At 35.8% G+C, this 17,759-nt stretch carries 14 protein-coding genes; 8 read left to right on the top strand and 6 right to left on the bottom strand.

All coding sequences use genetic code 11. The annotated features are described in order from the left end of the window. The first annotated feature begins 38 nt into the window (after window positions 1-38). The 6 genes from mnmE (at window position 39) to PMI_RS15455 (ending at window position 7,097) form a co-directional block, all read left to right on the top strand. Window positions 39-1,403, top strand: a complete 1,365-nt coding sequence (mnmE, locus tag PMI_RS15480; RefSeq protein WP_012368638.1) for a tRNA uridine-5-carboxymethylaminomethyl(34) synthesis GTPase MnmE — start codon at window positions 39-41, stop codon at window positions 1,401-1,403. A gap of 148 nt (window positions 1,404-1,551) precedes the next feature. Then, a complete protein-coding gene (locus PMI_RS15475; RefSeq protein WP_004249771.1) occupies window positions 1,552-1,809 on the top strand; it encodes a helix-turn-helix domain-containing protein in 258 nt (85 codons plus the stop codon). Beyond that, complete coding sequence (locus tag PMI_RS15470; protein ID WP_012368637.1) at window positions 1,810-3,123, top strand: type II toxin-antitoxin system HipA family toxin; 1,314 nt, start codon at window positions 1,810-1,812, stop codon at window positions 3,121-3,123. A gap of 402 nt (window positions 3,124-3,525) precedes the next feature. After that, complete coding sequence (locus PMI_RS15465; RefSeq protein WP_012368636.1) at window positions 3,526-3,990, top strand: DUF1097 domain-containing protein; 465 nt, start codon at window positions 3,526-3,528, stop codon at window positions 3,988-3,990. 184 nt (window positions 3,991-4,174) lie between these two features. Continuing rightward, window positions 4,175-5,104, top strand: coding sequence for a metallophosphoesterase (locus PMI_RS15460; RefSeq protein WP_004246518.1), 930 nt, complete (start codon window positions 4,175-4,177; stop codon window positions 5,102-5,104). A gap of 31 nt (window positions 5,105-5,135) precedes the next feature. Then, window positions 5,136-7,097: an insecticidal delta-endotoxin domain-containing protein gene (locus PMI_RS15455; RefSeq protein WP_012368635.1), complete on the top strand. Its 1,962-nt coding sequence runs from the start codon at window positions 5,136-5,138 to the stop codon at window positions 7,095-7,097. Window positions 7,098-7,150: 53 nt separating this feature from the next. Here the strand turns inward: PMI_RS15455 and PMI_RS15450 are convergent, their stop codons facing one another. The 6 genes from PMI_RS15450 to PMI_RS15425 all read right to left on the bottom strand — a co-directional run bounded on the left by PMI_RS15450 (window position 7,151) and on the right by PMI_RS15425 (window position 15,829). Next, window positions 7,151-7,954: a TonB family protein gene (locus PMI_RS15450; protein ID WP_012368634.1), complete on the bottom strand. Its 804-nt coding sequence runs from the start codon at window positions 7,952-7,954 to the stop codon at window positions 7,151-7,153. A gap of 27 nt (window positions 7,955-7,981) precedes the next feature. Beyond that, entirely contained in the window at window positions 7,982-11,059 is a 3,078-nt protein-coding gene (locus PMI_RS15445) for a TonB-dependent receptor domain-containing protein (protein WP_012368633.1), read from the bottom strand. A gap of 44 nt (window positions 11,060-11,103) precedes the next feature. After that, the gene (locus PMI_RS15440) at window positions 11,104-12,456 is read right to left on the bottom strand and encodes a surface lipoprotein assembly modifier (RefSeq protein WP_012368632.1); all 1,353 of its coding nucleotides are present in this window, start codon (window positions 12,454-12,456) and stop codon (window positions 11,104-11,106) included. Window positions 12,457-12,630: 174 nt separating this feature from the next. Next, window positions 12,631-13,431, bottom strand: a complete 801-nt coding sequence (locus PMI_RS15435; protein WP_012368631.1) for a Slam-dependent surface lipoprotein — start codon at window positions 13,429-13,431, stop codon at window positions 12,631-12,633. Window positions 13,432-13,845: 414 nt separating this feature from the next. Continuing rightward, window positions 13,846-14,733, bottom strand: a complete 888-nt coding sequence (locus tag PMI_RS15430) for a LysR family transcriptional regulator (RefSeq protein ID WP_012368630.1) — start codon at window positions 14,731-14,733, stop codon at window positions 13,846-13,848. 124 nt (window positions 14,734-14,857) lie between these two features. Then, entirely contained in the window at window positions 14,858-15,829 is a 972-nt protein-coding gene (locus PMI_RS15425) for a nitrilase family protein (protein WP_004246525.1), read from the bottom strand. A 214-nt stretch (window positions 15,830-16,043) separates the two neighbouring features. On the opposite strand from PMI_RS15425, the gene umoA reads away from it, so the two are divergent. Both umoA and PMI_RS15415 read left to right on the top strand, forming a co-directional pair. Then, a complete protein-coding gene (gene umoA / locus PMI_RS15420; RefSeq protein ID WP_004246526.1) occupies window positions 16,044-16,586 on the top strand; it encodes a flagellar biogenesis regulator UmoA in 543 nt (180 codons plus the stop codon). Between the two features lie 291 nt (window positions 16,587-16,877). Beyond that, complete coding sequence (locus tag PMI_RS15415) at window positions 16,878-17,753, top strand: ATP-grasp fold amidoligase family protein (RefSeq protein WP_004246527.1); 876 nt, start codon at window positions 16,878-16,880, stop codon at window positions 17,751-17,753. Window positions 17,754-17,759 lie beyond the last annotated feature (6 nt).

The raw sequence follows: 17,759 nt of genomic DNA, 5'->3' as shown, positions 1-17,759 counted from the left end.
TATACGATTAATGATTATTCTGATTAAGCGAGTTCACCATGCATAGCACTGATACTATCGTCGCTCAGGCCACACCTCCTGGAAGAGGCGGTGTTGGTATCCTACGCGTTTCTGGCCCTAAAGCGGCTGTTGTAGCACAAACTATTTTAGGCAAAGTACCTAAGCCACGTTATGCCGACTATCTTCCTTTTCGCAATGAAGATAACTCAGTGCTTGATCAGGGTATCGCCCTTTTCTTCCCTAATCCTAACTCTTTTACGGGTGAAGATGTTTTAGAACTACAAGGCCATGGTGGCCCAATTATTCTCGACTTACTCTTAAAGCGTATTCTACAAATTCCCGGTATCCGTATTGCTAAGCCCGGTGAGTTCTCAGAGCGAGCCTTCTTAAACGATAAACTCGATTTAGCGCAAGCTGAAGCGATTGCCGATTTAATTGATGCCAGTTCAGAGCAAGCAGCACGCTCTGCGATTAACTCTTTACAAGGTGCTTTCTCCTCTCATATTAATGAGATGGTCGAGTCCTTAACCAATTTACGTATCTATGTTGAAGCGGCTATTGATTTCCCTGATGAAGAGATAGACTTTCTTTCTGACGGGGTGATCGAGGGCAAACTCAATACGGTTATCAGTCAATTAGACGATGTTCGTACGCAAGCGCGCCAAGGCAGCCTATTGCGTGAAGGGATGAAAGTCGTCATTGCCGGGCGCCCTAATGCTGGTAAATCAAGCTTATTAAATGCATTAGCGGGAAGAGAAGCGGCCATTGTCACCGATATAGCGGGTACGACACGAGATGTATTACGCGAGCATATCCATATTGATGGTATGCCATTACATATTATCGATACAGCAGGTTTACGTGAAGCCAGTGACGAAGTAGAACGTATTGGTATCGAGCGTGCATGGCAAGAGATTGAGCAAGCAGATAGAGTCCTCTTTATGGTTGATAGTACCACCACCGAGGCGACGACACCGGAAGAGATCTGGCCTGAGTTTATGGCTCGTTTACCTAGCACACTGCCGGTCACCGTTATTCGCAACAAATCAGATTTAACGGGTGAACCTGCCGAGATCACCTCGCAAGGTGACTATCCGATGATCCGTTTATCTGCCCGTGATGGAATGGGCATTGAATTACTACGCTCACACCTTAAAGAAGCCATGGGCTTTAACAGCAATACTGAAGGGGGCTTCTTAGCGCGCCGTCGTCATTTACAAGCATTAAACACAGCCGCTGAACACCTACAACAAGGCTATCAGCAATTGGTTTATGCCAAGTCAGGTGAGCTATTAGCAGAAGAGTTAAGACTTGCTCAACAAGCATTAAGCGAAATTACTGGTGAATTTACATCAGATGATTTATTAGGGCGAATTTTCTCTAGTTTCTGTATTGGGAAGTAACGACCAAACTTTACCTGCTATAGCGTGTAAATATTACTTTACCGGTTATAGCAGGTAATTATAACTCTACACGCTATAACCATTAAATCTTGATCTACACGCTATAACCGGTATATTAGATATTAACGCCTATAACCGGTAGAAGATGATGATCATAATTAATGCCTATCAACTCAGTGTGCATCTAAAAGATGTCCGATTAACAAAAAAACTGTCTCAAAGTAAAGTCGCCCAAAAAGTAGGGATCCGACAAGATACCGTGTCCAATTTTGAACTTAATCCTAATTCCACCAAACTAGAAACCTTTTTCAAACTGCTCTCCGCACTAAATTTAGAGATGGAAATTCATCCTAAAGATGCTAAAAATAATTTAGCACACAAAAGTGAATGGAAAGAGGAGTGGTAAATGGCGAGTCTTGATGTATATATGAATGAATACTATGTGGGCATCTTTACTAAAAAAAGCTCAGGTGCGCATTCATTCCAATATACTGAAGATTGGGTTAATCAACCAGGAAGTCGTCCCATCTCTCTTTCGATGCCATTACAGCTTCAAGAATATCAAGGAGACTGTGTCTATAATTTCTTTGATAATCTGTTACCTGATAATACTGAAATTAGAAATCGTATTGTGAGTCGCTATAATGCGAACTCAAATCAACCCTTTGACCTATTAGCGGCTATCGGTGCAGATACTGTTGGTGCATTAAGGTTACTTCCTAGTGGCAGTACGCCTGCGGATATCAAAAAAATAGAATATCAAAAACTCAATGATATTGAGCTTGAAAAAATTCTACTAGGATATAAATCCAATACTCCACTCGGTATGCTTAAAGAATATACTGATTTCAGAATTTCCATCGCTGGAGCACAAGAAAAAACAGCATTACTTTTAAAAGATAATCATTGGTGTGTGCCACATAATAACACACCAACTACCCATATTATTAAACTGCCAATTGGTGTTATTGAAAGTCATTCTTATACAATGGATTTATCCAATAGTGTAGAAAATGAGTATCTTTGTACCTTAATTGCCAAAGAATTTGATCTTCCCGTCCCCCACTGCTCTATTATTAAAACAAAAAATGTTAAAGCGCTTGCTGTAGAACGTTTTGATAGAAAATATTCATCTGATAAATCGTGGATAATACGTTTACCTCAAGAAGATTTTTGCCAAATTTTAAATATACCTTCTGCGCTAAAATATGAAAATGAAGGAGGGCCTGGCATTATCGATATTATGAAATATTTACTTGGCTCATCAAATGCCGATCAAGATCGTTTTCATTTTATGAAGGCACAAGTGCTATTTTGGCTTTTGGCTGCAACGGATGGACACGCAAAGAATTTTTCTGTTTTTATCAACCAAGAAGGACGTTTCCATCTCACTCCCCTTTATGACATTATGTCCATCTATCCCAATTTCGGAGGACGAGGACTTAATCCACGAGATGCAAAACTTGCTATGGGATTAAAAGCAAGCCGAGGCAAAAAATACGCCATAGAACAAATTTTTCCTCGTCATTTCTACCAAACAGCTGAAGCTGTCGGTTTCGATCCTTCATTAATGAGCGATATTCTTCGTTATTTTTATCAAGAAATGGACGATGTCATACAACGCGTAAAACAGCAATTACCCGAGGATTTTCCTTCTGAGATTAGCAATACAATATTAGATGGAATGAAAGCACGCGCTGTTAGATTAGCTAACATTTAGCCATTTACCTGCTATAGCGTGTAAATATTACTTTACCGGTTATAGCAGGTAAAAATTGCATATATACGATATAAAGTTAGGTAATGCTTTTTTCAAAAAGAGTGTCATAAATTAATTATTTTTATTTCTTATATTATTTATATACTCGATTTTAATTAACCTATTAATAATATATATCAAACAACATACTTGGTTATTTTTTATTTAACGATAAATCTAATAAAGCAATCGTTTACTTTATCTTTTTATTTTTCAATAGATAAATAGATTTCAGATAGCAAAAAATTTGTTATTTAAATGATGATGTTTAATGATCTAAATATAGTAAATCAACTAATGACAATGCTAAACTTCACCTTTAGTTAACAGGGTAAATATCCCCACTACTTTTAAGAGTCTATCGTGAGAACGCTTTATTTTACTGCGCTGACAACAGGCATTCTTTCTGCCATTTGGGCATTTGTTGCAAGCCAATTTGACTTATTAAGTTGGGCTGGTTTTTTAGGTTGCACGGCTTATTTCGCCTACCCTAAAGAAGGTTTTAAAGGCTTAGTCGTGACGATTGCGACTATTATGAGTGGTGTTATTTGGGCATTAGCGATTATTTATGGTAGCCAACTGTTTAATGATAGTGCGATTTTTGGCTACGCCGTCACCGGTGTAATTGCCTTTGTAATGTGTGTGCAAGCTAAAAGCACATTACTGGCTTATATTCCGGGTACTTTTATTGGCGCATGTACTATTTTTGCCGCACAAGGTCATTTAACACAAGCTATCCCTTCACTCATTCTCGGTATTTTATTTGGTTACTCGATGAAAATGAGCGGACTGTGGATCGCGAATAAATCACAGAAGAAAGCCATTTAATCAATTTACCTCACCATAAAAAAGCGGTAACTCTATAGGTTTTATTTCTAGAGCGCCGCTTTCTCTTTTTCACTACTTTCTCCAATGTTTCGCACAGTCCACTAATAAACTTTGCAATTGTAGTTTATGGCTATTTAGGTCAAAAAGGAGGCTAACCGATAAAAATGTAACAAGGAGTATCGCAATGACAACAACACAATCTACTGATTACAATATTATTGTCATGTCAGATCCACAACCTTGGCGTCTAGATCTAGATAATAATGACCCCAATAATGATCAATCCCGTTGGGAAACCACCGTAAAAAGCGTTAGAGACAGTATTCAAGCATTACACCGTGAAAAATCTTTTGCTTTTGGCATTATAAATGGTGACTTAACAGAATTTGGCCGTCGCTCCCAACGTGAGAGTTTTCGTGCACTGTTTGCCCCTTCACCTTTAGGATTTAATACCTATGTTGGACTTGGTAATCACGACTATCAAAACAATGTAGGGGACTGTGCAGAGCCGAGTAATGCCGATTACAGTATGAATGCCTGTGCAAGGGGCATGGTTTTTGATATGCACTACCGTATTGAAGAGTATCGTAATTATGCGACTTCAGGTAATTTTAGATACGATAGTAGCGAATATTCAGGTAGTAAGGCTTACTCTTGGGAATATGGTGATATTCATTTTGTACAATTACAAAACTATCCCACTTATCATGTGGTGCTCGATCACTGGTCAGCTTCAACCATTAATGTCACAGATTCTATTGATTGGTTAGAAAAAGATTTAATTCAGGCCCGAAATAGCAATAAAACCATCATATTAAACTTCCATGATGGAAACCAACACTTCCCAGAAAAATCATCTCAAGAAGAGCTGACCTTCTTTAAATATATGCTAGAACATTACGGGGTAAAAGCGGTATTTGTTGGGCATACCCATTATGTTGGTCAAGATAACCGTTATGGTGGCAGTGAGATCTTCGGCGATGTCCCAGTTTATAATAGTGGTGCGCTATTTAAAGGAGATTATTTAGCCGTAGAAATCCGTGGTACAGAATTATCTATCACTGTTTATAACGGCTTATCAGGTACACCTCAATTAATAGAAAAATGGAATTAAATAATACTACGTCAGAGAAGGAGTCTCTTTTATGCATTTAAATCCGTTAAAAATATCAATAAGCCCTTCGTCACTCCCCTGCACTCAACCTTTAACCTGCATTGAATATGAGGACTTAAAGGATGGGATGTTAGATATGATTAATCGCAACAGTAATATATTACCCACTGTTGTGGATGAATTTAATCAACAAGATCCGCTTAATGCGCCTATTATGGTGGGTGAAGTGGTCGTGGGTCATATCATTGGTCTAATACCTGTTGTTGGGGGAGTACTTTCAAAAATTACTTCCGCGCTTTTTGGCCTCATGAATAAAAATATGAAAGATAGCTCGTTAGCTGAGCAAATTATTGCCCATGTCTCTCGTATTATTGATGCTAAAATCACTGATAACAATATAAAAATCATTAAACTCACCACAGAAGGTATTAGCGACGTTTATCAATTATTTTCAGATTCTCTCGCTCGTTACCTTGACCCCAATGTGCATTATTCAGAAACACAACTACGAGATTTACGGGAACAAGTTCTTAACCGTTTTGATGATGTGATTTCGACAATTATTGCTCAACAACCATTAGTATTAAATTTAGCACAATCAGCAGGATTGCCTTTTTATTGCCACTGTTGCGCACTTTTTGTCGCCGCCCATTGCGATATATTAACCAATAAAGAAAAACTTGCTCTGGAAGAGGATTATTTCAAAAATAATCTAAAAACATTAAGAAACAGCATTGATAAATTTAACGCCAATATTCATAAAGCCATTTATCAGCAGACCTCCCAAGTTTTTAAAGATGATTATAATAAATGTAATACTTTTTTAGTGGGTATCTATACTTCTGGTTTATCTTTCTATCAAACTTGGGTTAAACGTAGTTTTGAAATTGAATTTACAACCCCCTTTGCTCGTTGGAATAGCTTAGAGCTTTATGGAAATGACTATAGCCATGATCCAAAAATCAGTTATTACAAGACTTACGTTGAGATGGGAAAAGATATATTACATAGAACATCCATGCTACAAAGTATTGAATCCTACTCTCATATTGATGCAGTGATCCGTTTAAAACAGAACTACTTAACACCTGAAAAAGAGGTAGATAGTTTTCAATATGAAGGCTGTAATGGCGTGGCAGGAGATAGCCATGATGTTATAAAAAACGACACATTTTTTACCCCAGACAGTCAGAAAGCCTATCTGTCACCAACGCAAATTTTACCCTCCGTTCGCTATATTTCTGACACACCTTGGGGAGGGTTAAAATATATGGTACTTGATGATGTTAACAATAATAGTTTTACTATCGGTCAAGGTAATCGAGATAATAAATCGTATCTTAATATTCCTGGCTACTGCTTTAATGGCGTAAATCTTTATTTAAGTCGTCACAATGGAAAAAGCTGTCAAGCTGACTCAGGAGCTTGGTTAACCGAATCTGCACCTATATTTCGTTTTTATGATGGTTATGCATCCTTACCTCTTGACACTAAAAATCATTTACCCACAGCAAAAAAGAGCTATGAACTCGATTTAAATCATGGGTTTATGACTCAATTAAGCAAAGCTCAATATGGCTATAGTGATATGTTAGTGGGGAAAAATTGTATTTTGTTAAATCACGATGCCTATTTTTGCTTACCATCAGAAGAGCCGATTGGCAAAGTGGGTTTATCACAAAAAATCACCTTGTTATTACAGTGTGCAATTACGCAGGAACAATCATTAGCTATAGTGGCAAGAACGGGCGATGCGACCCAAGGCACTATTATTGGTTCTGCTGAATTTAAGCTCACCACAGATCAAGATAATATTATTTATAAAATAACCCCATTACTTAATCATCCTATTTCCGATAATAAAAGTTATTTTTATACTTATCAAATTGATTTATCTTGTATTTTTAGTCAAGAAGATCAAAAAAATCTCTATTTTCATCTCTATTTTTTTGAGCCTAATACCTTGTTGGCTGATATGACTGTTTTATTCTAATGTTTTATTTCCATAAAATACCTAAGTGTAATATTGACTTAGGTATTTTTTATTCAATTTAATTGAAATTTTAACGAGATAGTTAAAGGATCAGATAAGTTATTAGGTTTCGGGCCAATTGGTTTTACCCGTTTTACCGCGGCAAGTGCAGCATTATCAAGAGATGCCACCCCTGAGGTCTGTTCAAGTGCAACGGATGAAATATAGCCTTCATTGGTTAATGAAAAACGCACAACAACCAGCCCTTCATCTTGCATACGACGAGCTTGCGCAGGATAACGCTTATGACGCTCAATTTCTCGGCGCAATAAACTGATATAGTGATTTTCAGACTCTCCCTGTCCAATACCATTTTCACTTAATGCACGACTGCTCCCAGCCAATGAACTCGCGGTATGCTGTGTTAAGTTTTCTGCTGATGGTTGTGATGTACTTTGAACTATGTTGTGATTTGTTAAATCACGTGGTTTTATAGGTACTGTTTTGTCTACTACTGGCTGTTTTTTTACCTGTTTTATCACTTTAGGTGTTATTGGGGTCGGTTGTTGTTGACGCTTTTTTGCGGGTTGTTTGGGCGCTTCAATAAATTCACCGTTCTCACTTCTTGGTAGTGCAATAGGTGGTTGTTGTGACTCGATCTTTATTCTCGGTTCAATCATGGTAGTAGATTGTTTAGGTGGCGAAAACATCACCTGATAGACCGATAATGTATTTTGCTGTTGCTGATCAATATGGTGCGCACTTTCTGTCATAGACCATGAATTAAGCACCCAACTCAATAAACTGATATAAACTAATGATATCGCAATGAGCCAATAATAAATATTAAGTGGCTGTCTGACAGAAAGTGCCAACATAAATAAAACTCCTATTTTATCCTTGTATTAAAATTGGGCTGTTACACCTAATCGCAAACTTCTTCCTGGTGCCGGCATACCAGAACGGGTCAGCGGATCAATGTAATATTCATTTAATAAATTACTTCCTGTTATTTCAAAAGATAAATTGGGGCTATATTGATAAGTTGCATAAGCATCAATAGTAAATACTTTTGCCCAACGCATCGGATTATTATTTATGCCAAAATAGCTATTAGGTAAATTTTCTTTAAGCCATTTCTCATCTTTATTTTCAACTTCTGATGAATAGAGCCAGCGACTACCTAATTCTAATTTATCATTTAGCCAGCGCGTGCCTAAATGTAGGTTAACTGAGTATTTAGGCTGCATTGAGGTGCGCAAAAATCCGCCAGGGTATCCCCCTGTCATACAGTTTTTAATACCCGATAATCCTGATGCATCAAGCTCATAAAAAGCATTTTCATCACAGACTTTATTTTTATGGCTATACACTAATGCGGTATCAAAGAAAATAAATCCATTATCAAACCGGGCTTGTAACTCTACACCTTCTAATATTTGTTTTTCTAACTGTCTAATTTGCCAATTAGCATCTCTATCAAATACATTTTCAATGTTCGTTTTAAAGTAATTAATTTTAATATCAGCATGGCGCTCTATATTCAACCAATGCGTAAAATCAACAACCACACCAAACTCACTGCTTTTGGCACGCTCTGGCTTTAACTTAAAACCATAATAGCGAGCTTTAGAGCCTGAAAAACCACTGGTATCTTCAAATAAGTTAGGTAAACGCAATTGCTCAGTATAACGGCCATAAAAACGCACCATATCGTTGGCATAAAGGGTGGCAGAGATTAAAGGGGAAAATGCGCCATGCTGATAGCTAGGCTCCAGTGCGTAGGGATCTTGAATATCTTCTGATAGAGAAAATGCCTGAGGATTAATAACATCTTTTTCAAAGCGATAGACTAACTCCCCCGTCACTGGATGAGGGACTTTTTCCTCCATATCAAGAAAACCATTAAGTAAAATATTCTTACTCTTAGATAGCACGCCATTTTCATCAAATAACCAAAGGCTAAACTCTCTTTTCATCGGGATAGCTTTAGCGTTTTTTATTTGCATCTTTCCATGGTTATTACGAAGAAAATCTTCATGCTCCATATCATGCTGTATTCTCTGAAGATATGGCCTAACTATCTGCTCCTTGATTTCCTCTAGCAAAGCGCCACCTTCAGGGTAAACTAAATCCGCTTGTTGAAAGTCTCTAATTTTTTTACTCAGCTCAGCAGAATTTCGGTAATTTTTTAACTCGTCAGGTAAAGTATCGACATCAATTTTATTAACCGCGCGATAGAGTAAATACTCTTCTGGCGTTAATACTCGTCGATAAGAGATCAGATAACCGCGGATAGGGGCTGTTTTCTCGTAATTTTTAACCCTATTCTTCCGTTTATTATTTAAAAAGGTATCCGTCAGATGATAGTAATGATATTTACCGCCAATATTCATCGCAAACCAGGGTAATGGTTTCCAATCTGTGGCTAACGCTAAATTGACTTCATGACGTTGCCCTGCTCGCCCCTCGGTCACGAAATCAAAACCCATGGGAAGTTCAAGCTCATGACTATCTAATTTTTCCAATTGATATTGACCGGAAAAAGAAATAGAAAACTGAGGTGATAATTTAAATAACGATGAAAAATCAACACCATAACGATTATTATCTTGATATAGAGAAGCTGTATCTAAAAAACGAGTATCAGTGTCATAACTCATACCACTTTCAGATTTTGATTTCATAAATAAATATCGATCAAAATCATTAGTTATATCTCTATTCTTAGGTTGTCGAGGTGCTCCTCCTCGAGTATTAGTATTTCCTGTCGTTAAATTGCCCCATAAACGCAGTAATAAATCTGTTTTTTTATCTTCTGGTTTATATTGATAAGTTAATATGCCTGCTTGTTGTGTAATATTTGCCAAAGGCCATTGATTAACTAAATTTTCTTCATAACGAGCCCAACTTAAACGTAATGGCATAATATCGCCAAATAATAAATCGGTGTATCGATAATTAATGGAGAAACGATGCGCTTGTTGTGGAAATAGAGTTCCTTTTACTAAAAAAGAGCGGTTACGATTAGATGTATTTGGCACTTCATTACCAGGTCGATAAATATGAGCAATAAAAGGCACATAAGGTGTTAACCTGAATTTATGATCTGTAGCATGTATCTCATGCATGTAATCTGTTTTAAGATAATCGTCTTTATTTCTTTTACCTGCTAAATAATTTCCCTTTTCACGTAATGCATATGCAAAGAGTAAATTAAATTTTTCATTCTCAAATCCTATTCCAATACGAAACGCATAGTCATTAAACTTTAAATCTTTATTTTTTTCAGGTGTTATTTCTAATGCGGGATCAGTTAAAAAAGAATATTTATGATAGAATTTTGGATAATTACGATAATCTTCAATCATATTGATATAAATATCTTTATAGCCTGTGGCATTATTACTAATATCCCCTTTAAAATTAATACCAAAAGACTCACCAATGGGCACAATATCACGTATATCTAATGTTTTAATGGCAACCCCTCCGCCAATCCCTGTTTTTATATTAGGATTAAGTGAAGGACCTTTTTCTATATAGATACTGCTTATCAAATTTGAATCAATATAGTTACGATTAGATGCACCGCTATAACCACGATAAACCGTAATCGCCTGCTCAGTACCATCCACAGTAACGGGGATACGCCCTTGGCCTTGAATACCACGAATATTCGGATCCAATGCTCCTCCATTACGGGCTTCACCACTATAAACACCTATCGCGCTTTTAAATAAATCTGCAGGCGATACCCCTTGATAACGTTCAATAAGGGCTTTACCTAAATAAATATTAGCCACATCCTTTTCATAGACTTGAGCATAACCTTGTTGATCTTTTTCTAAATTATCTGCAACCTGAATTTGTCCAAGATCGGTTGTATTATCCTTCGTCTTGGAATAACTATTGAGAGAAAATAAGGAGAGTGAAACCATCATGGAGACTAACGTACGTTTGTGAAAAAGCACTACATGCATTGTGTTACCTACTTAATTAATAAAGAAGTCATGCATTAAATTAATTAAAATTGTTTTTCTAATTTAAATAAGACTTCATGCTGCTGATATTGATATAACCAATCCACATTGCTTAATCTACGGGTATAACTTAATTCTATTGCTGGATAAAAACCCCAGATAATAGGTGCTTTATTTTTAATAGTTGTTGTAAAAACAAAGCCATTATCTTCTCTTTTCTTATTTAATAATGGATTATAATTATTAAAACTTTTAAATTGATATTGTAAAGAAAGAGAAACTTGCCAATTTTTTGGTAATAAGTAATAAACACCCGTTTTTATATCATATTGCTGATAATTTAATAAAGTATTTTTTTTACGACTACTATAATAGTTTAATTGATTAACTAATTGAACATTCTCTGCTAATGTATAGTAATAGCTAATAGCATATAGCTGCTTATGATTATTTAAGTTTATTAATTCTTTATTATATTTCTTTATATAATAATTTATAGATAAATTAATAGAATGATATTTATTAATAGAGAAAAATAGCCCGGTATATACCCCAATAGATTGATACTCAAACGCCTTTTTAGGTGATTTTATTTCATAATAAGGAGATAAGGTCCACCGATAATCCTTTTTTTGGTACTGATAACTTAATTGAGTATATAAATGTGTAAAATTAGCTTGTTTATATGCAAAATAATCACGGTAGCGTGCTGAAAAATAGCCTGATAGGGTATTATTAGCGTAAATAAAAGTGGGCTGATAGAAAGAAAAAAGATGACTAACCCCCATCGATGCTATAGGTTGAGCGCCTTTTCTGGTCATGATGACTTGCGTTGATTGCGAAACAATTTGCTCATCAAGATAAGGTGCATGATTAATATTATCATCATAAAAAAAACTGATTTGATAAAAACGCCTAGCTTTAAAATAATCGTTAAGCTGTTTCTGATAATAGATAATTGCTTGATTAATGGCAGGTGATAATCCCGATAAACGACTTAATTGATTTAGCTGGTATTGTGCTTTTTTATATTCTCCTTGAGAAAAGTAGAGCTGAATTAGACCTGTTTGTGCCGGAATAAAATCTGCTTGCTGCTTAAGTTGCTGCTGATAATAAAATTCAGCTTGTAAGAAATTACCATTCTTCTGTGCTAATAGTGCTTGAGCATAATAGACTAATAAAGTTTCGTGTAATGGTAATTGCTGATAATTAACTAATAGTTTTTCCGCTTGATACCACTGCTGTTGCTGTAAATGGTGATACAGTTGTTGACCTAATTGAGCGACCTTCTCTTTATTAAGCTGCTCTTGATTAGGTTGTGTTGCCGCCCCCTGTGACGAATGAAATAAGATATTAATAATAAATAATGACTTTATTAGCCTTTGATAATAACGCATGGTTTATCCTTATAATAACAATAGATCTATTCCTTACAATCCGTTTTTTAAGGCAAAAAAAAACAGATAACCGTATATTTGATTATCTGTTGCTAAAAACTAGCTTAATGACCACTAATACCACGTATGTAAAAGGACTAAATTGTTTTTAAGCTCCGAACTTAAAACCTAACGTTAAGAGGCTTCTGCACTATCTGTTACGCTATCTGTTGCAGTATCTACTTCAGCACTATTTTTGCTTCCTCCAAAACCAATATCTTTAGTATGATCGGTGTGGAAGACGACAATACCAGCCAATGTTTCAGCATTTTCACCAAAGAACGCCCCTTCAACAATACCGGATGTGGTATCTTCTTTTGCATCTGCAGAGAAAGTTACTTGGTTATTTGCGGTATAAATATTGCCACGTTCTAACTCGACAGTACGTAGGCTATTAGCCAGTGAACCACCAATTGTCTTTTGTGAAAAATCAACATCAAAAGTACCAGACAGTAAATTATCACCACTATATTGACTGATACCTGTTACGGTATAAGTTGCACTGTCTGTCGGTAGCGTACTAGTAACCTCTTTACCTACATAATAAGACTGATGAGTGATATCTGTAACAGAGGCTGTTTTTGCCCAAGTACCAAAATAGACATTGGCATCAGTCACCTGTGAAAAATGAAAAACGCCAAGATTATTATGATGATGATTAGATTGGACAGTATAAACACCATGGCTATCCGCCCCACCACTCATATTATTTGGTGTTAATGACGCAAAACCAATTTTTTTACCCCCATATAGATTAGAAATACCAACACCCGGCTCCCCACCTGCTGATTGATGAGGGCCATGAGTCACGGGATCACTCGCCCCCACACTCATGGTGGTTAAAGGGCCACTTTGATTAGAATGGATTTCTGCTTGTGCCATACTTATGCTAGATAAAACAAATAGAGTACCCGTAAAAATGTTTATTTTTTTCATAATAACTTCCTTATTATTTATTACATAAGATCATAATTTATTATCACTAATAAATTATCCATGAGAGAGATATTTTAATTCTCTCTTTCTTACTCAATATTAAAACAAGGCAAGTACCTTTCTTGAGTTGACTGCCCTTTGATATTAAACATTCTTATTTTATTGTAAATAGATCTTTTAAAGCACGCTAATTCCCATTAAATACATTTAACAAAACAAAAATCATTTAACTTAATGTTTTAAATTATTTTTTATCATAAAGCTTAAATAAAACCTTTATAAACTTATGTTTATTTTTTGTGAGAGTGATCTCAGTTGATTATTCCTATTTATTTTAAAACTAATTAATATTTAATAGAGACTAAAAATTGAAATAGAATATTTATATTAAAAGAAATAAAGAAAGCTAATTGTTTATTTAATATCAATTTTTTCAGTAATTATTTTAATAAAAAGATCACGTTCTTTATTTTTAATATTACTATTCCAAATTACACCAATTTTCCATTGTGTGTATAACCCAGATAGAGGTAACAATGTGACTCTTTGTTTATCACAAATTAATTGCGCGCTTTTAGGCACTAATGCTATCCCTAACCCAGCTGCAACTAGCGCTAATTGGGTCTGAATATCTTGAGATTGCTGTAATAAACGCGGTGCTAGTTTATGCTGTTGTAAAAAAGCATGTATCTGCTGATACAGTTTTTTCCCTTTTTCTGGAGCAAGTAGAATAAGCCCTAATGAGTCGAAATAATGTAATGGGTTATAATCTGCCTCCAACACCGTAATATGTTGTGTTGCAATAGCTAACATCAGTTGCTCTTGTGTCAACGCTATCCCTTGTAAAGGGGGCATAACGGGTAAACGAGAAAAAGCCACATCAAGTTCACCCATTAATAATTTTTCTTCCATTTTATGAGAAGACATATCATCAATATTGACACTAATATTTGGCTCAATTTGATTAAATTTCGCCAATAGTGAAGTAATAAAACTTAATGATGACAGACCGAATCCCGCATAAAGTGAGACTTTTTGTGGCTCAACTAATTGACGAGCTTGTTTTTCTAAAATATGGGATTCCCGTAATACTACTTGAGCTTGATTGAGTAAATATTGTCCTTCTTGCGTGAGCTTTGCACCATGGCGACCACGCTCAAACAACACGATATCCAGTTGTGATTCCAACGTTTTAATCTGTTTAGTTAATGCGGGTTGGCTAATACAAAGCTGTTTGGAAGCTTCACCAAAGTGCCCTGTATCAGCTAACACCACAAAAGCATTTAATAAACGTGTATCCATTATTTATCATCAAACCTATATTAGTTTCTTTTATTATTCTAACATAAAATAAATTAGTAAAATTAATATTAGGTGTTAATCTTTTGCCTGATAAATAATTATGCTCTTTTTATAATTATCTCTATTAGTCTTTGTTACCAAAACGAACGGAAATCGGATCTTGTTCATTACCTTGTCGAGTGGTGAGGATCTGATATAGCTCTGGTCTTCTGCCCGTTAACCAGCGTCTCCCTGTTGATTCAGGCAAAAGCGTTAAATCAATATCCGTGACGACCATATCGTCTTCTATCGCACAGCTTTCTTTTACAATACGTCCATAAGGATCGATAACCATCGCATTACCCGTTCTCACCTCTTCTTCATCACGCCCAACCCCATTACTGAAGATGATAAACATACCATTATCGTGAGCTCTAGCAGGTAACCAGCGCATTAGCCATCCTTTGCCATGTTCACCTTGAAAAGCAGCTTGTAACGCTTGTGGATCTTGCTGACGATTTTCCCACAACGCCATTGGAATAGGTTTCATGCTGTGTGGACTACGAGAGTGGGTTCCGCCAGTTTGATGAGGAGCCAATAAAATATCTGCCCCTAATAACGCCGTCGCCCGTGCGTTCTCAACTAAATTATTATCCCAGCAAATTAAAATACCCATTTTAATCCCCCATGGGGTATCAAATACGGTGTATTGATCTCCGCTACAAATAACCGGATGTTCAAATGCATGCAATTTACGATGTTTTTGTAATGAACCATCAGGCATACAAACAACCCAAGTATTATACAAATTATTATTGTTATCCCGTTCAATTAATCCAACACCAATAGCCATTGCATACTGTTGTGCTTTTTGTTTAATGGATTTTAATGATGCGCTATCAGCCAGTTTTTCACTTAATGCATAAACCTGTTGCGCCGGTAATTTAGGGACATGCCAGTATCCCGTGATACACATTTCAGGAAATACTAGAAGATTCACTTTTTCACTGGCAGCCATCTCAATAAACTGATGTATTTTGGCTAAATTATAATCTTTATCATTAGCCTTATGTTGTAGTTGTACGCTTGCAACACGTAATGTCGTTAATGGGTTCATAAACGGTTACCTCTACACTGTCTTATTTATCACCTTTTCACCTTTATTATCTAAACGTTTTTTTTGTCCAAAATATAATCAATTATTTTCTGTTTTTAATAACCTTTTGGAATGGAAAGGGATAAGCATCAGAAATGGCACGCTGTTATAGCGTTATTTTACGGAATAACACCCTAGTTTTCTGGCATCATAATAGTAATAAAAAGGAGTATTTATGTTGGCTAGAGCCTTGTTTATCCCTCTTTCATTCCCTTTACTCGCCTTATCTTGCTATTGTTGGGCAGGAAATGGTCTGGTGGATAGAACATGGACAGCTTCAGGAATGGATAGCTATAGTTATCGCCAAGCGCTAAGGCAACCAACGGTTGGCTCACGTTATACTCTTTTTAATATTACACCCGATATGCCAACGCCAGGTGGTACGAGTCCTGTTGGTACTAAAGGAATTCGCTATATTGCGATGAAATATGGCCCTTATGGGCAACCTGAACACTATAAAACCTACCAAGTGATGTTCTCTCACTATTCCACCACCACCACACGTAAAGTTCGTTATTTAGGTGAGTTATATACCGTTGTAGGTGATATTTATTTAATCGATCCTGCTGCTACCACCAATGAATGGCAACGCGGTCGTAGCCAAATAGTTGAAGAGTATTATGAGATTTTAGATACACATGGAAATAGGACAGGCAAAGGATTGCGTTTTAACCGCTGGGATAGACCTATAAATATAACAAATTGGTCTACATATTAATATATATTTAATTTCTCATCTTTTTATTAATTCTCTCTTAATGTCAATATTGCTTTCTCTTCTATAATAGTTTTTTTATTCTATAAAGCTTATCTAGAAAGCCATTGATTCTATATAAAAAAATGATAATACAACAAAGAATATATCTGTATTCTTTTGTATTTTTGTTTTCTATAAATACATAAAAACATTAAGGCTAAATTAATAAAAAATTAATTTCTCCTAAGGCAAAATTATATAAATAAAAATTTATATTTATCTTACTTAAATATTTAAAATAAACAGTTGCATATGAAAATTTTAGAATATTATTTCAAACAATTACGCACGCTCGCACAGCCAGATCGTGTTTATCTAAAAAATAAATTTATTCGTAACTTAGGTTATCAACCTAATTTTCGCCACCCCATGTCATTGAATGAAAAAATCAATGCACGTATGTTATTTGATAGAGATCCTATCTATACACGCTTAGCAGATAAAATCAGTGTCAGGGAGTATGTAAAAGAAAAGATAGGCGAAAAATATCTGGTCAAAATCCTTAATACTTATCGCCATCCAAATGAAATCGAACTTAATACACTACCTAACCGTTTCGTATTAAAATGTAATCATGACAGTGGCAGTACTATTATTTGCCTTGATAAATCTCAATTTGATTTGGAGATGGCAAAAAAGAAACTTAATTTTCATTTAAAGAGAAATCTCTACCACGTTACTCGTGAATGGCATTATAAAAATATTAGTGCGCAAATTATCTGTGAAGAGTATATCGACCTTTTTGATACTCAATGTCCGATGATCCCAACCACATGCCGTATCCACTGTTTTCATGGTCAGCCTCATTATGCGGAAATTGATATTTCGGATACAAAGGGATGCGAGTATATCAATGTTTATGATACACAATGGCAATTACAGCCTTTTACTTTAGAAGATCCCAATACCCCAGAATATATTGAAAAACCGCTACAATTTGACAATATGCTCACATTAGCCAACAAATTAGCTAACGGTTTTGCCTATTGTCGGGTCGATTTTTTAATGTCAGAAACCACACTACTGTTTAGTGAAATGACCTTTACCCCCAATGCGGGGCGCATTCCCATTAAACCAAAAGAGTGGGACTATAAATTAGGTGAACTATGGACACCTATTGCTTCTTAACAAAAG

Source organism: Proteus mirabilis HI4320, from assembly GCF_000069965.1.
GTDB classification, from domain to species: domain Bacteria; phylum Pseudomonadota; class Gammaproteobacteria; order Enterobacterales; family Enterobacteriaceae; genus Proteus; species Proteus mirabilis.
This window is presented reverse-complemented; position numbering and strand designations above follow the sequence as displayed.

What these genes read in the sequence shown, in the direction of transcription:
- mnmE (WP_012368638.1), top strand. Translation starts at nt 39, where the DNA reads ATGCATAGCACTGATACTATCGTCGCTCAGGCCACACCTCCTGGAAGA.
- PMI_RS15475 (WP_004249771.1), top strand. Translation starts at nt 1,552, where the DNA reads ATGATCATAATTAATGCCTATCAACTCAGTGTGCATCTAAAAGATGTC.
- PMI_RS15470 (WP_012368637.1), top strand. Translation starts at nt 1,810, where the DNA reads ATGGCGAGTCTTGATGTATATATGAATGAATACTATGTGGGCATCTTT.
- PMI_RS15460 (WP_004246518.1), top strand. Translation starts at nt 4,175, where the DNA reads ATGACAACAACACAATCTACTGATTACAATATTATTGTCATGTCAGAT.
- PMI_RS15455 (WP_012368635.1), top strand. Translation starts at nt 5,136, where the DNA reads ATGCATTTAAATCCGTTAAAAATATCAATAAGCCCTTCGTCACTCCCC.
- PMI_RS15450 (WP_012368634.1), bottom strand. Translation starts at nt 7,954, where the DNA reads ATGTTGGCACTTTCTGTCAGACAGCCACTTAATATTTATTATTGGCTC.
- PMI_RS15445 (WP_012368633.1), bottom strand. Translation starts at nt 11,059, where the DNA reads ATGCATGTAGTGCTTTTTCACAAACGTACGTTAGTCTCCATGATGGTT.
- PMI_RS15440 (WP_012368632.1), bottom strand. Translation starts at nt 12,456, where the DNA reads ATGCGTTATTATCAAAGGCTAATAAAGTCATTATTTATTATTAATATC.
- PMI_RS15435 (WP_012368631.1), bottom strand. Translation starts at nt 13,431, where the DNA reads ATGAAAAAAATAAACATTTTTACGGGTACTCTATTTGTTTTATCTAGC.
- PMI_RS15430 (WP_012368630.1), bottom strand. Translation starts at nt 14,733, where the DNA reads ATGGATACACGTTTATTAAATGCTTTTGTGGTGTTAGCTGATACAGGG.
- PMI_RS15425 (WP_004246525.1), bottom strand. Translation starts at nt 15,829, where the DNA reads ATGAACCCATTAACGACATTACGTGTTGCAAGCGTACAACTACAACAT.
- umoA (WP_004246526.1), top strand. Translation starts at nt 16,044, where the DNA reads ATGTTGGCTAGAGCCTTGTTTATCCCTCTTTCATTCCCTTTACTCGCC.
- PMI_RS15415 (WP_004246527.1), top strand. Translation starts at nt 16,878, where the DNA reads ATGAAAATTTTAGAATATTATTTCAAACAATTACGCACGCTCGCACAG.